General features: G+C 51.1%; 21 protein-coding genes. 15 read left to right on the top strand and 6 right to left on the bottom strand.

Going from position 1 to position 21,413, the window contains the following annotated elements; translation table 11 throughout:
- The first annotated feature begins 90 nt into the window (after positions 1–90).
- The gene (locus tag J0A65_RS01120) at positions 91–750 is read left to right on the top strand and encodes a lysoplasmalogenase (protein WP_206592267.1); all 660 of its coding nucleotides are present in this window, start codon (positions 91–93) and stop codon (positions 748–750) included.
- A complete protein-coding gene (gene mutH / locus J0A65_RS01115; RefSeq protein WP_206592266.1) occupies positions 737–1,417 on the top strand; it encodes a DNA mismatch repair endonuclease MutH in 681 nt (226 codons plus the stop codon). Before J0A65_RS01120 ends, mutH begins: the two co-directional genes overlap by 14 nt.
- Positions 1,418–1,421: 4 nt before the next feature.
- Here mutH and J0A65_RS01110 read toward each other — a convergent pair whose 3' ends face one another.
- Complete coding sequence (locus tag J0A65_RS01110; RefSeq protein ID WP_206592265.1) at positions 1,422–2,120, bottom strand: PEP-CTERM sorting domain-containing protein; 699 nt, start codon at positions 2,118–2,120, stop codon at positions 1,422–1,424.
- A 396-nt stretch (positions 2,121–2,516) separates the two neighbouring features.
- On the opposite strand from J0A65_RS01110, the gene J0A65_RS01105 reads away from it, so the two are divergent.
- The 3 genes from J0A65_RS01105 (at position 2,517) to J0A65_RS01095 (ending at position 5,564) form a co-directional block, all read left to right on the top strand.
- The gene (locus J0A65_RS01105; RefSeq protein WP_206592264.1) at positions 2,517–3,197 is read left to right on the top strand and encodes a response regulator; all 681 of its coding nucleotides are present in this window, start codon (positions 2,517–2,519) and stop codon (positions 3,195–3,197) included.
- Positions 3,198–3,211: 14 nt separating this feature from the next.
- On the top strand, positions 3,212–4,969 hold the full coding sequence (locus J0A65_RS01100) for an ATP-binding response regulator (protein WP_206592263.1): 1,758 nt from the start codon (positions 3,212–3,214) through the stop codon (positions 4,967–4,969).
- Positions 4,970–5,033: 64 nt separating this feature from the next.
- Positions 5,034–5,564, top strand: coding sequence for a lipocalin family protein (locus J0A65_RS01095; RefSeq protein ID WP_206592262.1), 531 nt, complete (start codon positions 5,034–5,036; stop codon positions 5,562–5,564).
- A 14-nt stretch (positions 5,565–5,578) separates the two neighbouring features.
- On the opposite strand, the gene J0A65_RS01090 is transcribed toward J0A65_RS01095, so the two are convergent.
- Genes J0A65_RS01090 through J0A65_RS01075 form a run of 4 tightly spaced genes read right to left on the bottom strand, consistent with a single transcriptional unit; the run spans position 5,579 to position 9,189 of the window.
- Positions 5,579–6,715 carry an ABC transporter permease gene (locus J0A65_RS01090; RefSeq protein WP_206592261.1) on the bottom strand — a complete coding sequence of 379 codons (1,137 nt, stop codon included), beginning with the start codon at positions 6,713–6,715 and terminating at the stop codon, positions 5,579–5,581.
- On the bottom strand, positions 6,715–7,644 hold the full coding sequence (locus J0A65_RS01085; protein WP_206592260.1) for an ABC transporter ATP-binding protein: 930 nt from the start codon (positions 7,642–7,644) through the stop codon (positions 6,715–6,717). Before J0A65_RS01085 ends, J0A65_RS01090 begins: the two co-directional genes overlap by 1 nt.
- Positions 7,641–8,573, bottom strand: coding sequence for an HlyD family secretion protein (locus J0A65_RS01080; protein WP_206592259.1), 933 nt, complete (start codon positions 8,571–8,573; stop codon positions 7,641–7,643). Before J0A65_RS01080 ends, J0A65_RS01085 begins: the two co-directional genes overlap by 4 nt.
- A 1-nt stretch (position 8,574) precedes the next feature.
- Positions 8,575–9,189, bottom strand: a complete 615-nt coding sequence (locus J0A65_RS01075; RefSeq protein WP_206592258.1) for a TetR/AcrR family transcriptional regulator — start codon at positions 9,187–9,189, stop codon at positions 8,575–8,577.
- Positions 9,190–9,420: 231 nt separating this feature from the next.
- On the opposite strand from J0A65_RS01075, the gene J0A65_RS01070 reads away from it, so the two are divergent.
- A complete protein-coding gene (locus tag J0A65_RS01070; protein WP_206592257.1) occupies positions 9,421–11,814 on the top strand; it encodes a PKD domain-containing protein in 2,394 nt (797 codons plus the stop codon).
- An 89-nt stretch (positions 11,815–11,903) separates the two neighbouring features.
- Positions 11,904–12,389 carry a GNAT family N-acetyltransferase gene (locus J0A65_RS01065; RefSeq protein WP_206592256.1) on the top strand — a complete coding sequence of 162 codons (486 nt, stop codon included), beginning with the start codon at positions 11,904–11,906 and terminating at the stop codon, positions 12,387–12,389.
- A 17-nt stretch (positions 12,390–12,406) separates the two neighbouring features.
- On the opposite strand, the gene J0A65_RS01060 is transcribed toward J0A65_RS01065, so the two are convergent.
- On the bottom strand, positions 12,407–13,150 hold the full coding sequence (locus tag J0A65_RS01060) for an AraC family transcriptional regulator (RefSeq protein WP_206592255.1): 744 nt from the start codon (positions 13,148–13,150) through the stop codon (positions 12,407–12,409).
- A gap of 184 nt (positions 13,151–13,334) precedes the next feature.
- Here J0A65_RS01060 and J0A65_RS01055 point away from each other — a divergent pair, with 184 nt between their 5' ends.
- Genes J0A65_RS01055 through J0A65_RS01020 form a run of 8 tightly spaced genes read left to right on the top strand, consistent with a single transcriptional unit; the run spans position 13,335 to position 21,400 of the window.
- On the top strand, positions 13,335–14,507 hold the full coding sequence (locus J0A65_RS01055) for a Gfo/Idh/MocA family protein (RefSeq protein ID WP_232849666.1): 1,173 nt from the start codon (positions 13,335–13,337) through the stop codon (positions 14,505–14,507).
- Complete coding sequence (locus J0A65_RS01050; RefSeq protein ID WP_206592254.1) at positions 14,504–15,556, top strand: sugar phosphate isomerase/epimerase family protein; 1,053 nt, start codon at positions 14,504–14,506, stop codon at positions 15,554–15,556. The genes J0A65_RS01055 and J0A65_RS01050 overlap by 4 nt, the downstream gene beginning before the upstream one ends.
- Before the next feature lie 10 nt (positions 15,557–15,566).
- Positions 15,567–16,802 carry a nucleoside permease gene (locus J0A65_RS01045; protein WP_206592253.1) on the top strand — a complete coding sequence of 412 codons (1,236 nt, stop codon included), beginning with the start codon at positions 15,567–15,569 and terminating at the stop codon, positions 16,800–16,802.
- Complete coding sequence (locus tag J0A65_RS01040; RefSeq protein ID WP_206592252.1) at positions 16,795–17,676, top strand: hydroxypyruvate isomerase family protein; 882 nt, start codon at positions 16,795–16,797, stop codon at positions 17,674–17,676. The genes J0A65_RS01045 and J0A65_RS01040 overlap by 8 nt, the downstream gene beginning before the upstream one ends.
- 53 nt (positions 17,677–17,729) lie before the next feature.
- On the top strand, positions 17,730–19,415 hold the full coding sequence (locus tag J0A65_RS01035; protein ID WP_206592251.1) for a GMC oxidoreductase: 1,686 nt from the start codon (positions 17,730–17,732) through the stop codon (positions 19,413–19,415).
- Complete coding sequence (locus J0A65_RS01030) at positions 19,415–20,020, top strand: gluconate 2-dehydrogenase subunit 3 family protein (protein ID WP_206592250.1); 606 nt, start codon at positions 19,415–19,417, stop codon at positions 20,018–20,020. Before J0A65_RS01035 ends, J0A65_RS01030 begins: the two co-directional genes overlap by 1 nt.
- 28 nt (positions 20,021–20,048) lie before the next feature.
- Positions 20,049–20,795, top strand: a complete 747-nt coding sequence (locus J0A65_RS01025) for a 3-keto-disaccharide hydrolase (protein WP_206592249.1) — start codon at positions 20,049–20,051, stop codon at positions 20,793–20,795.
- Complete coding sequence (locus tag J0A65_RS01020) at positions 20,792–21,400, top strand: gluconate 2-dehydrogenase subunit 3 family protein (protein ID WP_206592248.1); 609 nt, start codon at positions 20,792–20,794, stop codon at positions 21,398–21,400. The genes J0A65_RS01025 and J0A65_RS01020 overlap by 4 nt, the downstream gene beginning before the upstream one ends.
- Positions 21,401–21,413 lie beyond the last annotated feature (13 nt).

The raw sequence follows: 21,413 nt of genomic DNA, 5'->3' as shown, positions 1-21,413 counted from the left end.
CTAGGGAGCTTTCAAAGCTCCCAGAAAGATTAATTACAACGGTGTTTTGCACCGGGAGCGAATTACCATAAACCTAAAGCGGGGTCCGTGATGAGAAGTACGCACTGGAATCTGATATTCGCTGGTAGCAGCCTGTTCTATCTGTTCAGTTTGGCTTATCGCCCCTACCCTATGGATTTTCTGCTGAAAGCCTTACCCATATTCTGGCTGATGTTGCTGGTGTTGCGTAACGCCACCAGTAATAAATACCTACTGCTATTGGCCCTGGCCTTCTCTGCCACCGGTGATATCTTCCTTGCGCTGCCGATCAAAAACAGTTTTGAACTGGGTCTAGGTGCCTTTTTGTTAGCCCAGGTCACATACGCCTGCAACTTCTGGCGTTTTCGACATTGGCAAACGTGGAAGCTCTGGCCACTTTTGGCTGTGGGCGTGTTTGCGGTGTTAATGTTATGGGAATTGTTACCCAAACTGGACGCCATGCGTTTGCCCGTACTTGCCTATATGCTGGTGATTTGCAGCATGGCTAGTATGGCAGTGTTGGCCAACCGCCATGGATATTGCCTGTTAATCGGGGCCACCAGCTTTCTGATCTCTGATGCACTGTTGGCCTGGAATCTGTTTATCCAACCATTCCCTTATTCGGCTTATGCGGTGATGCTGACTTACTACGCTGCACAATATTGTTTAGTCAACGGCGCACTTAAAGTCGCTCCTATGGCCTCTGAACCGGCACCTCATGCAGCCCGCTAGCCAGCCGCCCCAAAGTGTTGAGCAATTACTCGAGCGCGCCCAGGCATTAGCGGGTTATAGCTTAGGCGAATTGGCTGATCTGGCCAATCTGCAAACACCGGCAGATTTCCGTCGCCATAAAGGTTGGAGTGGCCAGTTACTGGAAACCTGGCTGGGGGCCGAAGCAGGCTCTAAACCCGAACAGGACTTTCCTGAGCTGGGGGTAGAACTGAAAACCCTGCCTATCGATAGCCAGGGGAAACCGCTGGAAACCACCTATGTCTGTTATGCGCCGCTCACCGGAATAGCAGGAATCAGTTGGGAGCATTCCAACGTCAAAAACAAATTGGCCTGTGTATGCTGGGTGCCAATTGAGGCCTGCCGTGACATTCCTCCCGCCCAGCGGCGTGTGGCCAGCGCTTTTTTGTGGCAGCCTAATGCCCGGCAGGAACAAGCGCTGCGCCAGGACTGGGAAGAAATCATGGAAATGATCGCCCTGGGCCAGGTGGAGAATATCACCGCCCGCCACGGCGAAGTCTTGCAACTTCGCCCCAAGGCGGCCGATGGCAATGCCCTGACTCAGGCTATTGGTAAAGACGGGCAGTGGATCCAAACCCGTCCACGGGGCTTTTACCTTAAAAAGAACTTTACTCAGGCACTGTTACAGCACGCCTTTTTAGATCTTTAAGACCTCAGCCACATTTGACCCTGACAGACCGACGACGATACCTCACCCAGCTCAACAAGCCCAGGGCAAACATGGCCAGGCTGGAGGGCTCAGGAACCGCGGTGGTGGCTCTGACCAGGACGCTGCTAAATTCGCTAGTAGATGTCAACAATCCAGATGAGCCAGCGTTTTTCAACAAACGATAGTTGTATACCGATGAATAACCGTTGTTGCCAAGATAGCCCAGATCAGCTCTCTCGTACGCGCGCCAATTAGCAACACAAGACTCGGTAAGGTGTGCAGAGCATTCACCGTCATCGCCCACAAATAAGTGTTTAATGCGGCTCATTGCCGCCCCCCCTGGTGAGGCATAAGCAGGTGCAGCAAAACTGGGGTTATCGAAGACTTCCCATAGCCACTTAGTGCCATCTGAATTTAGCGGACTTTGGCCAGCCTGAGGAGCCACAGACTGAAACAGGTCGCTGAGTTCTTTACGGGTGGCATAACGCCAGCCAGCACCCAGCAGTCCCATCTCACCCGCTTCAATACTGGCACGACTTAAGCCGATGGCAACATCCCAGCTCAGCCATTCCAGACCACTGAGATTTACCAGTTTGCCTTCATTAGTGTAATGAGTGCCACTAATAATGGCGGCATTGGCTGAACCTGCCAACAAACCAATAAAAAGCACGCATCCAGCGGAGAATTTATTTAAACATTTCATAGTGTTACCATCATCCAGTGCAACAAAAAGCTCTCGCGTTAAGTGCAAAACAGCGAACTAACGCAAAAAAATCTGCCGAAAAAAGTTTCGGCAGATTGCCAAATTAACGAGATCCGGCACCGCTCGACTTAGGGAAGCAGTCTGCAGGTCTGTCCGGAGAGTATTATTATCTGAATGATTCTACTGTCACTGCTTGCGCAAAATAACTGACCAAAAGTATGAAATGCAGATGTTTGACTATTCACCCAGTGTGAAACTGGCCGTTTCACACTATTTACATCAAGTGGCGCTGAAGCGATTCCCAGGCTAACAAGAAACCAGTATCCTCTGACCTTAATGACGCTGAGCACTTCTTTAAAATCAGTAAGTTGTATAGCTGATGCATGGGAAATAGCGGTGCTGGCCAGCCACACTAAAACCAATGACTCTCTGCACGGTGATGAATTGAAAATTTTATTGATCGATGACCATCAACTCTTTCTGGATGGCCTGACCGCCATTTTATACTCGGTCCCTGGAGTTCAGGCTATCGACAGTGCCAATGACGGTAAAACTGCCCTAACCATGCTGCAAACCGGTGACTACGATGTGGCACTGATAGATTTACGCTTACCCTTAGCCGATGGTTTTAGCATTCTGCAAAACATGGAGCAGATCGGTAGCCTGACGCCGGTCATTGTCGTAACGGCGTCGCAAGACCCACAGGACATTCATCGCGCCAAGCAATATGGTGCCATGGGTTATATGGCTAAATCCGCGTCCAGCGGTGAGATTCTGACTGCGATTCACGCTGTGCTGGCCGGTGAGCTGGCGTTTCCAGACCATACGCTGAGTGGAGTAAGTCGTCCGCATACATCCCCGCCCCAGCAACATTGGGCCAGGCAACATAATTTGACCACTCGTCAGGTAGAGGTACTCAGACTGGTTAAACAAGGCTTGCCTAATCAGGAAATAGCTCAGCAGTTATTCCTCAGCCTGGCGACAGTGAAATCCCATATCAGTACTTTATTTAAGGTGCTGGACGCCAAAAACCGTGCGGAGGCCATCAGAAAAGCACAACAGTTTGGCCTGGATTAAAGGCGCCTGAGGCTATGTACCGGCAGTTAGCAGCTAAAGATAAGATCCTGATTTTATATAGGAACACTCCCGCGACTTTGCTGGGTAACCTGTTCGGCTGCCTGCCGCTAGGGATAGTCATGGCCATTGAAGGCTATACCCTGTCAGCCCTGATTTGGGTGGGTGGCATCTACTTGCTGACCCTAATGCGCTGGCTACATTTCAGGCACACCCATCCCTCAAAGGTTAGCGATGCTGAGTTGTTCCACTTTGGTCGTGAACAAACCTGGCTGGCTTTTGCCTCTGGATGCCTGTGGGGTAGCGCTGGTATTTTATTTTTTGACGTATCTGCCCTGCAGAATCTGGCATTTCTGATCCTGACCTTCGTCTGCATGATGGCTGGCAGCCTCGCCTCATTGTCCGCTCGCCCAATGACCTACAGCGCTTTTGCCATACCCATTATGCTGCCACTGATCCTCAACCTGTTTTTGCAAGACGAGGCCTTTTACAAGTGGATGAGTTTGGGGGCCACCGCGTATTTACTGGCAACTTTCTCCTTTAGCTTGAACCTATCCCGTGTGATTGAAAATTCGCTGGCACTGAAATATGAGAACATCGACCTTATCGCCAATCTCAAAGAACAAACCGACAAAGCCAATCGGGCCAACCGTGACAAATCCCGCTTTCTGGCCGCTACCAGTCATGACCTTCGCCAACCCTTACATGCAGCGAACTTATTTTATGAGTTGCTGAGCAACAAAGTGGAGCAGCCTGAGCAACTTGAAGATTTGCATAACTTGGGGCGCAGCCTGAACTCACTGAATAGCCTGCTCAGTGTGATGTTTGATATCTCCAAGCTGGATGCAGGTATCATTGAACCCAATAAAGTAAATTTTGATTTGAGCAAGCTGCTGGAAAAACTAGCCAGCCAGTTTGCGCTGGAGGCCGATGGCAAAGGTCTGACTTTCAGTGTGCAAGCTAAGCCCCAGCATATCTTCAGCGACCCGGCACTGCTTGAACTGGTGCTCACCAACTTATTGGTAAACGCACTTAAATACACCCATAAGGGCAGTGTCAGCGTATTTACCCAAATTCATGGCGATAGCCTGGACTTGCATATCAAAGATACTGGCATAGGCATTCCATCTGAACATCTGGAAGACATTTTTACTGAGTTCTTTCAAATAGATAACCCAGAGCGGGACAAACAAAAAGGGCTGGGGCTGGGATTATCTATAGTCAAACGCATTATGGACTTGCTTGGTCACCCATTGCGGCTGACATCAACCGCAGGCCAGGGTAGCGAGTTTGTGCTGTCTTTTCCACTAGGTGATCCACGCGCAGAGTGCTTACCCAAGTCTCTATCCACCGCCAGTATGGCCCTGGATGGCCAGCATATTTTGCTGGTCGACAACGAACTGGATATTGTCCATGCCATGCAAAAATTACTCAGCCAATGGGGGTGTAGTGTTACAACTGCAACATCCACAGAGCAGGTTCTGAGTCAGATCCAACACCAGGCAAAACCGGATTTAATCATCTGTGACTTCCGTATGCCAGGGGCCTTGAATGGCTGTGAGATAATTCAACAATTACGCACTTCGCTTGGCGACATTCCCGCCTTGATTTTAACCGGCGATACCGATAAATCGGTGGCGATGTTGCTTGATAAAGCTGGCTTGCCAGCATTACATAAACCCGTAAAGCCTGCGCAACTGCGGATCATGATGGCCAGACTGCTTAAACCACAAAACAAACTGACATCAAGGGCCCCTGAGTATTCGCGCAGTTGATCTTTATTATCTGCACGGCGTATTCAGTCACATCCTGTTCACGATTTAAGGTAAGGAAGACAAAGTGCGAACGCTGTTATTACTGTTAAGTTTTTTGGGGCTAAGCGGCTGCACTGGCATGCCGGATAGGGTAGAGCCGGTTAAAGGCTTTGAACTGAACCGCTATCTGGGTAGCTGGTATGAAATTGCGCGTCTTGATCACAGTTTTGAAGCTGGCCTGAGTCAGGTCACTGCTAACTATAGTATGCGTGAGGACGGGGGCGTGTCTGTGCTTAACCGAGGTTTTTCCGCCGATGAAAACACATGGCGAGAAGCCGAAGGCAAAGCCTATTTTGTTGAGGAGCCAGATACCGGCTACTTAAAAGTGTCCTTCTTCGGCCCGTTTTATGGTTCTTATGTCATTTTCGAGCTGGACAAGCAGAATTACCAATATGCCTTTGTGTCTGGCCCTGATACGGATTATCTGTGGTTGCTTGCGCGCACACCGCAGGTAGAACCTGAGGTGATAGATAAGTTTGAACAGATGGCTAAGGACAGAGGATTCAATACAGACCAACTCATTTATGTGGATCAGCAGGTTGCGTCTGCCCCTTAGCCATTCTGCCGTGATTAATCCAGGGTACGCCGGTAACGAAGAATAGCCACTGTGCCTACCACCACAATAAAGAGCAACAGCGCCACAAACTCCTGCTGCAACGCCAAAAGACCGTTACCCTTTAACATTACGCCTCTCACCATGCGCAAGAAATGTGTGAGGGGCAGCACCTCGCCAATGCTTTGTGCCCATTGCGGCATACCGCGAAACGGGAACATAAAGCCAGACAACAGAATGGAAGGCAGAAAAAAGAAAAAGGTCATTTGCATAGCCTGCATCTGACTGCGAGCGACTGTTGAAAAGGTGAAGCCCAAACAGAGATTAGCCAGAATAAACACCATCACGCCACAAAGTAATAGCCCGAAACTACCGAAAAACGGCACCGCAAACAGAAACTTTGCCGCCCCAAGAATCACCAGGGTTTGTACCAGCCCCACCAGAATGTAAGGGCAGATTTTGCCCAGCATCATTTCATGGGGGCGGGTGGGCATGGCCAGCAGATTCTCCAGATTACCTCGCTCACTTTCACGGGTCATTGCCATAGAGGTGATCATTACGCAGGTCATTGTCAGTATCACCCCCAACAACCCCGGCACAATGTTGTACTGGGTAATTCCTTCGGGGTTGTAACGTTTATGTATAACCACTTCAATCTGAGCCGCTGGTGTCTGCAGATAAGCCAGCGGCCCTAACAATTCAGTACGCAGTGCCTGATTAACAATTTCTTTGGCCTGACCTATGGCATTAGAGGCAGCCGCCGGATCGGATGCATCGGCCTCGATTAAAAGTTGCGGCTGTTCATCTCGTACTAACTTTCGGGTAAAGCCTTGCGGTATATGAATAACAAAAGACACCTCACCTTTGGCCAGCCACTCGCTGCCCTGTTCGGGGCTCTTCGCCTTATGCAGCAACTGGTAATAGCCAGATTGCTCGAAGGCACTTAACACCCTGCGCACAACGGCAGAATTGTCTTCTGCATACACTGCAGTGGGCAGTGATTTAGGGTCAGTGTTAATAGCAAATCCAAATAGAATCAATTGGATAATCGGCAACCCCAGCATCATGGCAAAGGTCATGCGGTCACGGCGCATCTGCACCAATTCCTTGGCCATAATGGCGTAGATACGTTGCAAACTGGCCCAGATATCCATCAGCCATGCTCCCGGGTGTCTTTACCAGCGTCCTGCATCAGCGAGATAAAAGTATCTTCCAGACTGGCCTGAATTTCCTGCCAGTGGGTATCATCTTTAGGTAGGGCTTGAATGGCTGACTGCAACTTTGCCCTATCCCGGCCACTGATATGTAAGGCGGCACCAAAAAATGCCACATGCTCGACACCAGGCGTTCCTTTGAGCTGCTCTGCCAGTCTTCTCACCTGCTCACCTTTGCCCTGAAAGGTAATAAGGCCAGCCCTTTGAATGACATCGGCTACCCGCCCTTGGGTGAGAATATTACCATGGGCCAGATAAACAATTTTATCGCAACGTTCGGCCTCATCCATATAGTGAGTGGACACTAACACTGTCATACCCTGGTTCGAAAGCTGATGTATCTCATCCCAGAACTCTCGCCGGGCCTGAGGATCAACGCCAGCGGTCGGTTCGTCTAACAGCAACAAGTCCGGCTTATGCATGGTCACTGCTGCTAGCGCCAGGCGTTGCTTCCATCCGCCCGACAAAGCACCACTGAGCTGATTCTGACGTTCAGTTAAACCTAACTTTGCCAAGGTTTGGTCCACTAGCTGCCCGCGTTTTGGCAAGTTATACAAGCGGGCAACAAACGCCAGGTTTTCTCTTATGGTCAGGTCTTCCCAAAAGGAAAACTTCTGCGTCATATAGCCGGTGGCATCTCTGATTTGCCTGGCTTGCTTGCGAATATCAAAGCCCAGACAGCGCCCCTCTCCTTCGGACGGCTCAAGCAGCCCACAGATCATGCGAATAGTGGTGGTTTTTCCGGAACCATTGGGGCCGAGAAATCCCCATACCTGCCCTTTGGGCATTTGCAGGTCGACGCCTCGCACCACGGCCTTATCGTTAAAGCGCTTTACCAATCCCCGAACATCAATGGCCAGTTCACTCATAAGCTGACATCCACTGGCAATCCCACAGGCAAATCAGCGTCTTCAGCCAGATCCGCTTCGACCAGAAACACCAGCTTGTCTCGGCTGCCCTTGCTGTACAGCACAGGTGGAGTAAATTCAGCCTGTTTAGCCATAAAACTGATGGTTCCGGAGAGGGGAGCGGGCTTACCCTCTGCCTGAATGCGCACCTGTTGGCCAAGCTGCAAACCCGACAATAGGCTGGCAGGTACATAAAAGCGCACCTTAAACTGCCCGTTTAGCAGTATGGAAAGTACAGGGGTGCCGGCCATAACAAACTCACCGGGCCGATAGAACACATCATCCACCCAGCCACTTTGCCTGGCGGTCACAAAACGCTGGCTTTGCTGCCATTCACTGATTCGTTGTCTTTGTTGTGCCGCCTCTAAATCCGCTTGCGCCGCGCTGATTACATCGGGACGGGCCGACAAACTGGCCTCGGCTAACTGATCTTCAAGCTGCGTGACCTGTGCCTTGGCTACCGCCAAATTTGCTATGGCTTGATCAAGACTTGCCTGGCTACTGAGCAGCTGCGCCGCGGTTTGTGTTTCTCGCGCCGCAACTAACTCGGCCAGTTCGAGCCGGGCGTTGGCTTCAGTAATCAGCGCGGTCAGGCGGTCCAGCACTTCCTGTCTGGCGCCTTTTTGTAAGTCGGCCAACAGTGCCTGCTTTTGCATCACCACCTGCTTTGCCTGTTGCACATCCAACCCTTCCCGTTCGGCTTCCAATTGAAACAAAGCATGCCCTGCCTGCACTTGCTGGCCTTCAGTGACTGACTGTTCGAGCAACCAGCCGGATTGCGGGGCAACAACCAGCAACTGCCTGGCTTCCACATAGCCTGTATAGTTATTATCCGGGGGGACATCACTACAGCCCGCCAGCAAGGCAACAAGTAATAGATATCTTTTCATCTTATTTCCTTAAGGCCTTGAGCAGCATGCTCTTGTGAGTTTGAAACAATGAGGTGAGATCCAGTTTTTGCTCCGCCCCCTGCTCAAACACCACGGTCCAAATTGCACTGAATATCACCGGCGCTACCATTAAGCGCGCAGCATTGTGTGGATTGTCGGTGTGCAACTGGCCGCTTTCACAACCGCGCTGGATCAAGTCAGTAAGACTTGCCAGGGCTCTTTCGATCACATCCTGTCGATAGCGCTTCACCACTTCAGGAAATGCAAAAGCATCGCCTATAAGCACCTTGGCAAGCATGGGCAACTTGGAGTCCTGAATCATCATGGGTAAGGCATTAACTAACAAATCCAAGGCCAATTCAAAATCGTTGGCCTGGCGTAAAATCCCCTCCAACATCTCGACCCTGGGCACAGCGACCGAGGAGACTATCGCCATAAACAAGTCCTGTTTGGAGTCAAAGTAAAGGTAGAGGGTGCCTTTAGATACGCCGGCACGGCGGGCAATATTTTCCATTTTGGCCAGGCTGAAGCCACGTTCAAAGAACTCCTGCAGGCCAGCCTCCAGAAACTGGTTACGGCGCAAGTCTTTCGCGGCATCGGTATTAGCGCGTCGCATAATCCCTCATTAACTAACTGACTGGTCAGTTAGTTATGCAGTACAAATGATAAACAATCAAGTAAAAAATCTGCCCTCCCGAAGGCGGTCAATTAACATATTGTTTTACATTCTATTAATTGACTAAAGAGGCCTCTCTATCTACTTTCTGCCGCTTCTCAAAAAAAGGGAAACAGCCAATGCCAGATGCTTTCTGGCGGAATGTATTTGCTGATTAAGAAAGGAAAACAAATGCAACACAGCACTTTGCTGTCCACCTTCGCATTATGTGCCGTTATTTCAGGTTGCGGGGGCGGAGGTTCTGGCTCAGATAGTTCACCAACCAAGCCTGTACCGGAGCCGCAAAATAACGCGCCGGTCGCCAAAATATATCAACCCAAAGAACGCATTGATATAGACCAGAATCTGGAATTATCCGGCGCAGACAGTTATGACCCAGACAATGACAAGCTTAGCTATAAATGGACGGCTATAGGTCCACAAGGGGTGCCAGCCATCGCCGGTAAAGACGATGAAAAGACTTTGGACTTTGTGCCACCCAGCGTTGGCCTGTATCACATCACGTTAACGGTCACAGATAGCAAAGGGGCATCGCACAGCACAACCTCAACCCTTGAGGTAGACGACATAAAGCCAATTCTGCTTAACATTGAGGCTGACCACTCCACACAAATTGGCGAACTGGTGGCCTTATATGGTCGCTTCAAGCAGTTTACTCGGCTGGGCGAAGCTCCCGTTGCCTTTAACTGGCAGCTCCATAAGCCCGAAGATAGCCAGGCAGCGCTTGAGGAAGTAAGCACTTACAGAACACGTTTTATTCCTGACAAGCCAGGTGAATACAAACTGACCCTGACAGTGAATAGCAACGGCCGCAGCGCAGAACGTCAATGGTCGATATGGGCTTATGAACCCGGCCAGGTCAGACCCAACGCCAAGATCTCGGCCGTTAGTCAGGAACTGCGACCTAATCGCGATACCCTTTTGAAAGCTTACTCTAATTGGGATGATGAGCCGACAGGCTATTACTGGTCGGTAGTCAACGCCCCAACAGACAGTCAATACAGCTTGAGCGCCCCAGAAGATTTCGAAACCTTGTTTCAGGCTGACCTGGCCGGCGAGTATGAAATTGAGCTCACAGTGACCAGCGGCCATTATCAGGGCAAAACCCGCCAGATGTTGCGCGTGGTGGAAGGTAACCGCGCCCCCAGAGTTGAGATCAACAACATCATTCATCCTCACCGCCCCGGCGACAAAGTCACTCTTTATGCCCAAGGTAAAGATGATGACAATGACAGTCTGAGCTACCAATGGCGCTTAATCAGCAAACCCAATGGCAGTGCGCAGAGTCTGGTAAATAGCGATTCTGCAGAGGCAGAACTGACACTGGACTCGGTGGGAGATTATCTGGTTTCGGTCACAACGTCAGACGGGCAGCTAAGCTCCGCCCCCGCTCTGCATCTACTCAGCGCCCAGCGAAATTATGCGCCCTTCGCAACATTCTCCGTCGAAAATCCGCGCATTGCTTTGAACGAAAAAGCGCAACTTGATGCCCTGAATACCTTTGATTCAGATGGTGACAGCCTGCAGTATCTTTGGGATGTCCTAGATAAACCAGAAGGCGCCAATACCCTGCTGGAGGGGAATCTGGGTATCTATACCCAATTCAGTGCTGACAAGCCTGGTATCTATCTTGTGCAGCTAACTGCCTATGATGGTCAGGTTGACAGCTATCCACACGTCAAAGCAATCTGGGTTGAAGACAGCCATGCACCGGTGGTTGAAATCAGTGGTCAGTTGTTGCGACAGGCCAGTCTGGGGCAAACCATTACCCTGGACGCTAGTAGCAGTTTTGATGTCGACGGCGACAACCTCAGCTTCAGTTGGAAGGTGCTTAGTGGTCCGAATACCGAGCAAAGTCAGTTCAGTGACTCTGGTGAGGCAAAAGCCAGCTTTATGCCGACACATATTGGTGACTATGTCTTGCAGGTTAAGGTCAGCGACGGGCACAACGTCAGCGCCGGATATGTGAATGTTGAGGTAGAGGAACAAGCTCAGGCACGGCTCACTATCAACGGCAGATTACTGGATCCAGCAGGCCAACCTGTTCCACCGCTATCAGTTATCCAGGCCGATTATCTCGCCCGTAGCGATGATACCGGTAATTTCACCTTAAAGATCCCGCAGCCCCAGAATGGGGACTGGCCTCTGTCGGCTAAATTTACTTACATCGGCAAAGGTTTGATTACCAGCTACTTAGATCTGGCGCAAACCGCAGATAGCGCCATAGCACTGGGCGACCTGACTTTGGTCCGGCCAATCCCTAGCGAGTTCAATCTGACCTACTGTGAAGGTTATTCTGGCGATACTTCGCCCGCATTGAAGATAGTGGCAGAGGGTGAACAAGCTGGTGTGTTGCCCTTTAAGTTTTATGGCACGCTGTATTTCTCATCGGACACGACAACAGTGCGCCGAGCACTACCTGCACCTGCAAAGTTAGCTCTGCAGGTAGCGGATAGCGCGGATTTTACTGCGACCCTGGCCGACGGCACGAGCACCTTTACCAGCCCCCTGAGTGATGCAGCCGAGTGGCCGATAGTTCATCAAATCAAGATCTGCAACAAGTAACCTTAGGCCCCGTTCAATGCGGGGCTTTTTGTTTATCCCTTTACCACCCGGCTTTGGTAAACTGCGCTTTTACCGTCATGGAGTCGTCGATGGTTAATATCAGCCACATTGTCCCCAACCACTGGTCCGCCATTCTGAAAATTCAGGATGCGGTCTATCATGATGTCGAACCCGAGTCCCTGACGGTGTTGAAAAGTAAATGGCTGGCCTCGCCTGACACTTGCCTGGTTGGGTTGGATAAACACAATCAGGTAGTAGGCTATCTGCTGGCTCACCCCTGGCCAGTCGGTAAACTGCCTAAATTGCATCATGCCGTAGAATCAGTAAATACGGATAATCTCTACCTGCACGATCTCGCCGTCTGCCCCAGTGCCAGAGGACAAGGCGTAGCGGCAAAGTTGCTGGCGCATCTGCAGCAAAAAAGCCAATCAGGTGGATTCAACAGTATCAGCCTGGTGGCTGTGCAAAACGCCGATGGATTCTGGCAAAAGCAGGGATTCAGCCAGCATACTGAGGCACAGTTGTGCGACAGTTACGGCGACAATGCCCAACCTATGTTGAAGCACCTTAACTGACGATTAGCCCTAGCGATTTATCGAAACCCCTGACGAAAACTGCTGGGGGATTCGGCATACTCGGCCAGAAACTGACGACTGAAGTAATTGGCATCACTAAAACCGCACTGCTCTGCGACCAGATACACAGGTAAATCCGTCTCTACCAGCAAGCGCCGCGCATTGTCCAGACGAAGCTGGTTAATCAATTGCTTAGGCGTTTTGCCCAGCGCTTTGCGAAAACGCCGCTCCAGCGCACTGACCGACACATGGCAAAGGTCGGCCAGAGCATTGATGGGAATAGGCTGGGTAAAATTGCGGCGAATATGCTCCAGCGGCTTTTCAATGCTGGCCAGCGGACCCAGCATAATTGAGGTTTTGTGCAAATGGCGGGAGATACCGCAGGTGCCTACCCGGTGCCCGTCAAAATCAAACAGCGCCCTTTTGCTGGTAGTAAACCAATGCAGTTCACCGCTGCGCAGCACATTCATTTCCAACCTGTCATTAATCATTTCCCCTTCCAGCACCTTCTGGTCGTCAGCAAGAAACTGGCGGGCTATATGACGCGGCGCGAAATCATCATCGGTTTTACCCAAGGCCAGCTCTAACGCACCTAAGCCGGTATGTTCCAAAAAAGCCCGGTTGGCATATTGAATTCGGCTATTGCTATCTTTGACCCACACCAAAACATCGGTTAACAAGTCATACATTTTCAGCCATTGTGCGGCTGGCATGGATTGCAAAAATGCATTGGATTGTTCTGGTAATGAAAATAGCGACATTGCCAACACCTAAACCTAAAAATTTGATTTAAAAGAACTTAACCGATAAAAACTCATAATTCCGGCAATGCACCAAAAAAGAACGCGCCGATTTTATGCTACAAGCAACCGATTCTATTCTATTTATCCGTAAGACTGTAGAGATAACATTCTGTTAACAGCCCTTTTTTCAGGCCAGTAACAAATGCAAAAAGTCAGAATGGGAATGGTTGGGGGTGGCCCCGACGCCTTTATTGGTGCAGTACATCGCATGGCCGCCAATCTGGACGGAAAAATCCAGTTAGTCTGTGGCGCCTTCAGCCGCGACCCGGCCAAATCCCAACAAATGAGCAGCCAGTTGGGTATTGATGCGCAGCGTTGTTACGCAAGCTATCAAGCCATGTTCGACGCCGAAGCGCGCTTACCCGCGGAACAACGGATGGAGTTTGTTGCCATCGTCACGCCCAACCATTTGCACTTTGATGTCGCCAGGCAAGCTCTGCAAGCTGGCTTCCACGTACTGTGCGACAAGCCAGCCACCCTCAATTTAACGGAAGCGAAGCAGCTTGCCGACATACAGCAACAAAGTGGCCGATTGTATGCCCTTACCCATACTTACACTGGCTATCCCATGGTGGTCGCCGCCAGACAATTGGTTGTCAGTGGCCAGCTTGGCAAGATCCGCAAAGTGGCAGTGGAATATCATCAGGGCTGGCTTGCTGACCCAAGCGGCGACAGTGGTAAACAGGCGGCCTGGCGATTGGACCCGGCGCAGGCGGGTAGCAGTTGTTGTATGGCGGATATTGGTGTGCATGCGGCAAATCTGGCCGAATTTATCTGTGATGATCATATTGCCGAACTCAGTGCCGACATTAGTGCCAGTGGCAATCGCCAGTTAGACGATGATGGCGTGGTGATGCTGCGCTTTGCGGGTGGTGCCAGAGGAATGCTCAGTGCCAGTCAGATCGCAGTGGGCGAGGAAAACAACCTGCGCATTCGGGTGTATGGTGAAAAAGCCTCATTAGACTGGTCGCAGGAATCGCCCAACAGCCTCAAGCTGATGCATGCCGATAAACCCTTTGAAACGCTGCGCGCTGCCACCCCTAGTGCTGCCGCATTAGGCGGTATTACCCGCACCCCGCCAGGTCACCCGGAAGGTTACTTAGAAGCCTTTGCCAATTTGTATTGCCAGTTCGCCGAGCAGGTACATCAGGCACGCCAGCAACATCAGGATATCCATTCATTGCTACCTGGTATCAGTGAAGCACTGCGCGGTATGGCCTTTATCGAGACAGTGGTAACCGCAAGTAACAGTGAGCAAAAATGGCACAAAGTGCCCAATGTTAGCGAGTTATCAGGTCAAGGAGGCCAAGCATGAACAATATCAAAGGCCCGGCCATTTTCCTGGCACAATTTGCCTCAGATTCGGCCCCCTTCAATAGTTTCGACAGCATTTGTCAATGGGCAGCGGGACTGGGATACCAAGGTATACAGTTGCCAACCTGGGAAAAGCGCTTATTTGATTTGGAACTGGCCGCCAGCAGCCAGGATTATTGTGATGATATCCTTGGCATCGCTACCAGTCATGGCCTGACCATTACCGAATTGTCGACTCACCTGCAAGGCCAATTGGTAGCCGTACACCCGGCCTACGACCAAATGTTCGATGGCTTCGCCCCGGATGCAGTAAAAGGCAACCCAGGCGCCCGCACTGAGTGGGCAAAACAGCAGTTGCTGGCCGCTGCCACGGCCAGTGCCAGAATGAAACTGACCGCCCACGCCAGTTTTTCCGGCGCATTGCTTTGGCACACGCACTACCCCTGGCCACAACGTCCGGCCGGTTTGGTGGAGCAAGGTTTTGAAGAACTGGCCAAACGCTGGCTGCCAATCCTGGATAAATTTGCCGAACAAGGGGTGGATATCTGTTATGAGCTGCATCCAGGGGAAGATCTGCATGACGGCGTCACCTTTGAACGCTTCTTGCAAGCCACCAATGAGCACCCGGCGGCGAATATCCTGTATGACCCCAGCCACTTTGTATTACAGCATCTGGATTATCTGGCCTTTATTGATATCTATCATGAGCGCATCAAAGCCTTTCATGTCAAAGATGCCGAGTTCAATAAAAACGGCCGTAGCGGTGTCTATGGTGGTTACCAAGGCTGGCTGGAACGCCCTGGTCGGTTCCGTTCCCTGGGCGACGGTCAAATTGATTTCGGCCAGATTTTCAGTAAGTTAACTCAATATGGTTATCAGGGCTGGGCCGTTCTTGAATGGGAATGTTGCATTAAACACCCCGAAGACGGTGCCCGGGAAGGGGCTGAATTTATTCGCCGCCATCTGATTCGCACCACAGACAAAGCTTTTGACGACTTTGCTGCCAGCGGTACTGACCATGCACTCAACCGTAAAATCCTGGGTTTATAGGGAGCTGACCATGAAAGCAGGTATTCGATTCCAACTGTGCCTGATGATGTTTCTGCAGTTTTTTATCTGGGGTGGCTGGTTTGTCACTCTGGGCACCTTTCTGGGTAACAATTTAGGCGCCAGCGGCAGTGAAATCGGCATGGCATTTGCCACCCAGTCCTGGGGTGCCATTATTGCGCCTTTTATTATCGGCCTGATTGCCGACCGTTATTTTAATGCCGAACGTATACTCGGGGTGCTGCATCTGCTTGGCGCGGTGCTGATGTATTGTCTGTATACCGCTACGGATTTTGCCAGCTTCTACCCTTATGTACTCGCCTATATGATTGCCTATATGCCTACTCTGGCGCTGGTCAACTCGGTATCTTTCGGGCAAATGCAGGAACCCGCCAAGGAGTTTGGCAAGATTCGGGTATGGGGTACTATCGGCTGGATCCTGGCTGGTCTGGTGATTAGTTATGTGTTTTCCTGGGATGCCAAGGCCGCTATTGCCGATGGCATGCTGAAAAACACCTTCGCCCTCTGCGCTGCGGCGTCTTTGCTGCTAGGCTTGTTCAGCTTTAGCCTGCCTGCCACACCGCCCAAATCCGCCAAGCAATCCGGTAACGAACAAAGCGGTCTGGGGCAGATGTTAGGCTTAGACGCCTTAGCGCTGCTTAAAGACCGTAACTTTCTACTGTTCTTCATTTCCTCAGTACTTATCTGCATTCCTCTGGCCTTTTACTATCAAAATGCCAACCCCTTTCTAACCGAAATCGGCGTGGAAAATGCCACCGGCAAGATGACCCTCGGGCAGGTTTCAGAGGTGCTGTTTATGCTGGCACTCCCGGTGTTTTTGCAGCGCTTTGGCTTAAAGCTGACCTTACTGGTGGGCATGGCTGCGTGGGTGTTGCGTTATGTGCTGTTTGCCTACGGCGATGCTGGCAGCGCCATGGCTATGTTGCTGGTAGGTATAGCCCTGCATGGTATCTGCTATGACTTCTTCTTTGTGTCAGGGCAGATTTATACCAATGCCAAGGCCAGCGACCGCACCAAAAGCGCCGCCCAAGGCCTGATCACCCTAGCCACTTACGGTGTTGGTATGTTAGTTGGGTTCTGGGTTGCCGGACAAATCACCGACCGCTTTGCCGAGCAGGGCGGTCACGATTGGCAGCAAATCTGGCTATACCCAGCAGGCTTTGCAGCGTTAATCTTTGTGCTGTTCCTGTTCAGTTTCAAAAACGAACAAGTAACCAACCATGAATAATAGTCGTCGTCAGCTATTCAAGCACATGGCGCTGGCTGGTGGTTTAAGCGCGCTATCATCGCCACTGCTGGCCGCGGTAAACCAAAGCAGCACTGCGACACTGAAAGGTAACATTCGCCATTCAGTTAGTCGCTGGACCTATGGCGACTTGAGTATTGAGGAGCTGTGCAAGCTAGTCAAAGCCTTAGGCTTTTCCGCCATCGATTTAGTCGGGCCACAAGACTGGCCGGTACTAAAGCGCTTTGGCATAGACTCATCTATGTGCAACGGTGCCGAGCTCAATCTCACCGATGGCTGGTGCGACACGGCGTTTCACGCCCAGCTAATCCCCCGCTACATCAAGCATATCGACCTGGTGGCTGATGCGGGCTACACCAATCTCATCTGCTTTAGCGGCAACAAAAGGGGCATGCGTCTGGACATTGGGCTTGCCAATGCCGTAACCGGTCTGAAACAGATTCTGCCACACGCGCAAGAACGTGGGGTGGTGCTGCAAATGGAACTGTTCAACAGCAAAGTCGATCACCCTGATTATATGGCTGACAATTCGGCCTGGGGCATTGCGCTTTGCAAAGCCTTGGGCAGCGAGCACTTTAAACTGCTGTATGACATTTACCATATGCAAATTAACGAAGGTGATGTAATTCGCACCATTCGTGACAACCATCAGTACTTCGGTCACTACCACACCGCTGGTGTGCCCGGACGACATGAGATTGATGACAGCCAGGAGCTCAACTACCGGGCCATTGCTAAGGCAATTTATGCCACCGGTTTTAAAGGTTACCTGGCTCAGGAGTTTATTCCAACCCCACCCAGCATGGACGGCAAAATTACCTCCCTGCAACAGGCCATTGCCATTTGTGACGTATAGGTGGGTGTAGTGCAGCATGCGGGCAACCGAACCCGCACCTTTAGGGGAAGAGCATGTCAGTAAATGAATATGATGCAATAGTTGTTGGCTCAGGTATTAGTGGCGGGTGGGCCGCCAAAGAGCTGAGTGAACGGGGTCTGAAAGTGCTGATGCTGGAACGCGGCAGAAATATCGAGCACATCAAAGACTACAAAAATGCCCACAAAGAAGCCTGGGATTATCCCCATCACGATGTACCCACCCAACAAATGAAACTGGATTATCCGGTGCTGCGTCGTGATTATCCGCTGAATGAATCCACCTTCGGCATGTGGGCCAATGAGAAAGAGGCTCCCTATACCGAGGACAAGCGATTCGACTGGTACCGTGGCTATCATGTGGGTGGGCGCTCCTTGCTGTGGGGCAGACAAAGCTACCGATTTAATGAACAGGATTTTCTTGCCAATGCTCAGGAAGGTATCGCCGTAGACTGGCCCATCCGCTACGAAGATCTGGCCCCCTGGTATGATTATGTGGAACGTTTCGCCGGTATCAGTGGCAGCCGAGAGGGGCTGGATGTGCTGCCGGACGGGCAGTTTCAACCACCCATTCCACTAAATTGTGTGGAAAAAGACGTGGCGGCGCGGATTAAAAAGGCCTTTGCCGGCACCCGGCACCTAATTCATTCCCGTTGTGCCAACATTACCGAACCAAAGCCAGAACAAGGCCGCACTAACTGCCAGTACCGCGCCAAGTGCTGGCTGGGCTGCCCCTTTGGTGGCTATTTCAGCACCCAGTCGGCCACGCTGCCAGCCGCGCTTAAAACCGGCAATCTGACCTTAAGACCCTTTTCAGTCGTCTCAAGAGTGCTGTATGACAAAGATAAAAAGCGCGCCACTGGCGTCGAAGTCATAGATGCACAGACCAACCAGGTTATTGAATATAAAAGCAAATTGGTATTCCTGAATGCCTCAGCCTTTAACAGCACCTGGCTGTTGATGAACTCGGCCACCGATGTCTGGGAAGGCGGTCTTGGCAGCAGTAGTGGCGAGCTGGGTCACAATGTTATGGATCACCATTTCAGGGTGGGCGCTTCTGCCGATGTGGAAGGCTATTTAGACAAGTATACTTTCGGTCGTCGCCCGGCCGGTTTTTACATTCCCCGCTACCGTAACTGGCACAAGGATAAGCGCGACTATCTGCGCGGCTTCGGGTATCAGGGCAGTGCCAGTCGTCAGGGCTGGCAGAAAGACATTCGTGAGATGGGCATTGGCGCCGAGCTAAAAGCCGGGTTGAGTGAGCCGGGGCACTGGAGTATCGGCATGTCGGCTTTTGGCGAGATCCTACCCTATCACGACAACCGCATTTACCTGAATCATCAGGTTAAGGATAAATGGGGTTTGCCGGTACTGGTTATGAACGTGGAAATCAAACAAAACGAGTTGGCGATGCGCAAAGACATGCAGGCCGATGCCATGGAAATGTTTGAGGCAGCAGGACTTAAAAACGTTAAAGGCTATGATAGCGACTATGCGCCTGGCATGGGTATTCATGAAATGGGTACCGCCAGAATGGGCCGGGATGCAAAAAGCTCGGTACTGAATAAGCACAATCAAGTGTGGGATGCGCCTAATGTGTTTGTCACTGATGGCGCCTGTATGACCTCGGCGTCTTGCGTCAATCCATCCCTGACCTATATGGCCTTGACCGCCAGAGCTGCCGCCTTTGCTGTAGAGGAACTCAAGCGAGGAAATCTGTAATGGAAAGACGTGAACTGCTTAAAATGATTGCGGCCGCGACCGGCGCCGCTTTTATCGGTAATCCGCTGGCCCTGGCGGCTGAGTCAGCTCAACGGCTTGGCACAGGTTTTAGCGCTGATGACGTGCTGCTGTTAAACGAGGTAGCCGAGACCATTATTCCTCGTACCGACAGCCCGGGAGCGAAAGACGCTAATATTGGCCAGTTGATGACCCGTCTGGTCAGTGATTGCTACTTACCTAGCGAGCAAGCCTTGTTCAGACAAGGTATGCAGAAGCTTAACGAGGCAGCGCTCAGCCAATTTAGCAAACCCTTTTTGCTGCTTGAACAAAAGCACAAGCACAGTCTGTTAACTGAATTGAATGATGAAGCCTACCGCTATAACAAGCAGAATAAGGTGCGGCACTGGGAATTAGGCCGTCCCGGCGGTACACCAGACGAAGATAAAGTGCTGCCCCACTACTTCACCTTATTTAAACAGCTGACCTTGTTTGGTTTCTTCACCTCCAAACCAGGCGCCACTCAGGTATTGCGCTATGTGGCGGTACCTGGCCGTTATGATGGCGAATTTCCCTATAAAAAAGGCGACAAAGCCTGGGCAACCTAATATCCGCTAAATAGCCGAGTAAATGATTATGCACACCAGAAACAAAGTATTAAGTGCCACCGCCTTCCTCTTGATAGTCGGACAGACTGCCATGGCCCAGGACGACCGTGAACAGCAGGCGCAAAAAACCGAAGTATGGGAGCCTGTGCCAAAGGTAGTCAGTGCACCATTAAATGCCCCACCATCAGATGCAGTGGTGTTGTTCGGTGGCGATTCTCTTAGCCAGTGGCTAAGTGTTAAAGGCGGCGAGGCACCTTGGCAACTGACCGACGGGGTAATGACCGTCGCCCCAGGCAGCGGCGATATTCGCAGCAAAGCAGAATTTTGTGACGTGCAGTTGCATCTGGAATGGCGCGTTCCTGAGCCTAAGCCGGATATGCAGGGGCAACAGCGTAATAACAGCGGAGTATTTCTGCAGCAGCGCTACGAAATTCAGATTCTCGATTCATTCGACAATCGCACCTATAGCAATGGCCAGGCAGGGTCACTGTATAAACAAGCCATACCGCTGGTAAATGCTATGCGTGAGCCGGGGCAATGGCAAAGCTATGACATCATTTTTGAAGCCCCGCGTTTCGAGGGTGACAAACTGACCCAACCGGGGTTTATTACCGTGCTGCATAATGGCGTGCTGGTGCAGAATCACACCGAGATCCAGGGTGATACCGTATGGCTGGGTGAGCCCAGTTACACCGCCCATGGCTGTGCCCCTATTCAACTTCAGGATCATGGCAACCTGGTTAGTTTTCGTAATATCTGGGCAAGACCATTATGACGACTCAAAACAATGTCATCCTCAACAGACGGAGCCTGCTTAAAGGCTTAGGTGTTGTACTTGGGGCTCAGTTTGCCAGTCAGTTAGTGGGTGGTTCAGGCTTATCCGTTGCCATGGCGTTTCAGCAGGACAGCGCGCTGCGACAATTACAACTGTTAAGTGAAAGACAGCTTAAAACCTTAGCCAGCATGGCTGACCTTATTATTCCGCAGACAGATACACCTGGAGCCTTGGAAACAGACTGCCATTGGTTTGTAGACAATCAGCTCAAGCATTGCTTTGACAGCGATGAACAAGCTGTTGCCACGGTGATTCTTAACAAAATAGATACAGTGGCGCTGGGCCAGTGGGGCAAGGCCTTTTATCAGGGCGAGCAAGCTGGGCAACTTGCTTTGTTAACCGCACTTGAAGCAACTGAAGACCCTTTTACTCAAGCTGATACCAAGGCGTTTAAAATGCTTAAAGCCCTTGTGGTATTCGGCTTTTTCACCAGCAAGGTAGGTATGACACAACTGCTTGCTTATGACCCGGTTCCCGGCGGTTTTAAAGGCTCGGTGCCTTATGCATCGGTGGGTAAAGCATACAGTGGCGGTTACCCGTTTTAAGTGAAGGCTTAAC

The organism is Bowmanella yangjiangensis, assembly GCF_017255015.1.
In the GTDB taxonomy this organism is placed as follows: Bacteria; Pseudomonadota; Gammaproteobacteria; order Enterobacterales; family Alteromonadaceae; genus Bowmanella; species Bowmanella yangjiangensis.
This window is presented reverse-complemented; position numbering and strand designations above follow the sequence as displayed.

What these genes read in the sequence shown, in the direction of transcription:
- J0A65_RS01120 (WP_206592267.1), top strand. Translation starts at nt 91, where the DNA reads ATGAGAAGTACGCACTGGAATCTGATATTCGCTGGTAGCAGCCTGTTC.
- mutH (WP_206592266.1), top strand. Translation starts at nt 737, where the DNA reads ATGCAGCCCGCTAGCCAGCCGCCCCAAAGTGTTGAGCAATTACTCGAG.
- J0A65_RS01110 (WP_206592265.1), bottom strand. Translation starts at nt 2,120, where the DNA reads ATGAAATGTTTAAATAAATTCTCCGCTGGATGCGTGCTTTTTATTGGT.
- J0A65_RS01100 (WP_206592263.1), top strand. Translation starts at nt 3,212, where the DNA reads ATGTACCGGCAGTTAGCAGCTAAAGATAAGATCCTGATTTTATATAGG.
- J0A65_RS01090 (WP_206592261.1), bottom strand. Translation starts at nt 6,715, where the DNA reads ATGGATATCTGGGCCAGTTTGCAACGTATCTACGCCATTATGGCCAAG.
- J0A65_RS01085 (WP_206592260.1), bottom strand. Translation starts at nt 7,644, where the DNA reads ATGAGTGAACTGGCCATTGATGTTCGGGGATTGGTAAAGCGCTTTAAC.
- J0A65_RS01080 (WP_206592259.1), bottom strand. Translation starts at nt 8,573, where the DNA reads ATGAAAAGATATCTATTACTTGTTGCCTTGCTGGCGGGCTGTAGTGAT.
- J0A65_RS01075 (WP_206592258.1), bottom strand. Translation starts at nt 9,189, where the DNA reads ATGCGACGCGCTAATACCGATGCCGCGAAAGACTTGCGCCGTAACCAG.
- J0A65_RS01070 (WP_206592257.1), top strand. Translation starts at nt 9,421, where the DNA reads ATGCAACACAGCACTTTGCTGTCCACCTTCGCATTATGTGCCGTTATT.
- J0A65_RS01065 (WP_206592256.1), top strand. Translation starts at nt 11,904, where the DNA reads ATGGTTAATATCAGCCACATTGTCCCCAACCACTGGTCCGCCATTCTG.
- J0A65_RS01060 (WP_206592255.1), bottom strand. Translation starts at nt 13,150, where the DNA reads ATGTCGCTATTTTCATTACCAGAACAATCCAATGCATTTTTGCAATCC.
- J0A65_RS01055 (WP_232849666.1), top strand. Translation starts at nt 13,335, where the DNA reads ATGCAAAAAGTCAGAATGGGAATGGTTGGGGGTGGCCCCGACGCCTTT.
- J0A65_RS01050 (WP_206592254.1), top strand. Translation starts at nt 14,504, where the DNA reads ATGAACAATATCAAAGGCCCGGCCATTTTCCTGGCACAATTTGCCTCA.
- J0A65_RS01045 (WP_206592253.1), top strand. Translation starts at nt 15,567, where the DNA reads ATGAAAGCAGGTATTCGATTCCAACTGTGCCTGATGATGTTTCTGCAG.
- J0A65_RS01040 (WP_206592252.1), top strand. Translation starts at nt 16,795, where the DNA reads ATGAATAATAGTCGTCGTCAGCTATTCAAGCACATGGCGCTGGCTGGT.
- J0A65_RS01035 (WP_206592251.1), top strand. Translation starts at nt 17,730, where the DNA reads ATGTCAGTAAATGAATATGATGCAATAGTTGTTGGCTCAGGTATTAGT.
- J0A65_RS01030 (WP_206592250.1), top strand. Translation starts at nt 19,415, where the DNA reads ATGGAAAGACGTGAACTGCTTAAAATGATTGCGGCCGCGACCGGCGCC.
- J0A65_RS01025 (WP_206592249.1), top strand. Translation starts at nt 20,049, where the DNA reads ATGCACACCAGAAACAAAGTATTAAGTGCCACCGCCTTCCTCTTGATA.
- J0A65_RS01020 (WP_206592248.1), top strand. Translation starts at nt 20,792, where the DNA reads ATGACGACTCAAAACAATGTCATCCTCAACAGACGGAGCCTGCTTAAA.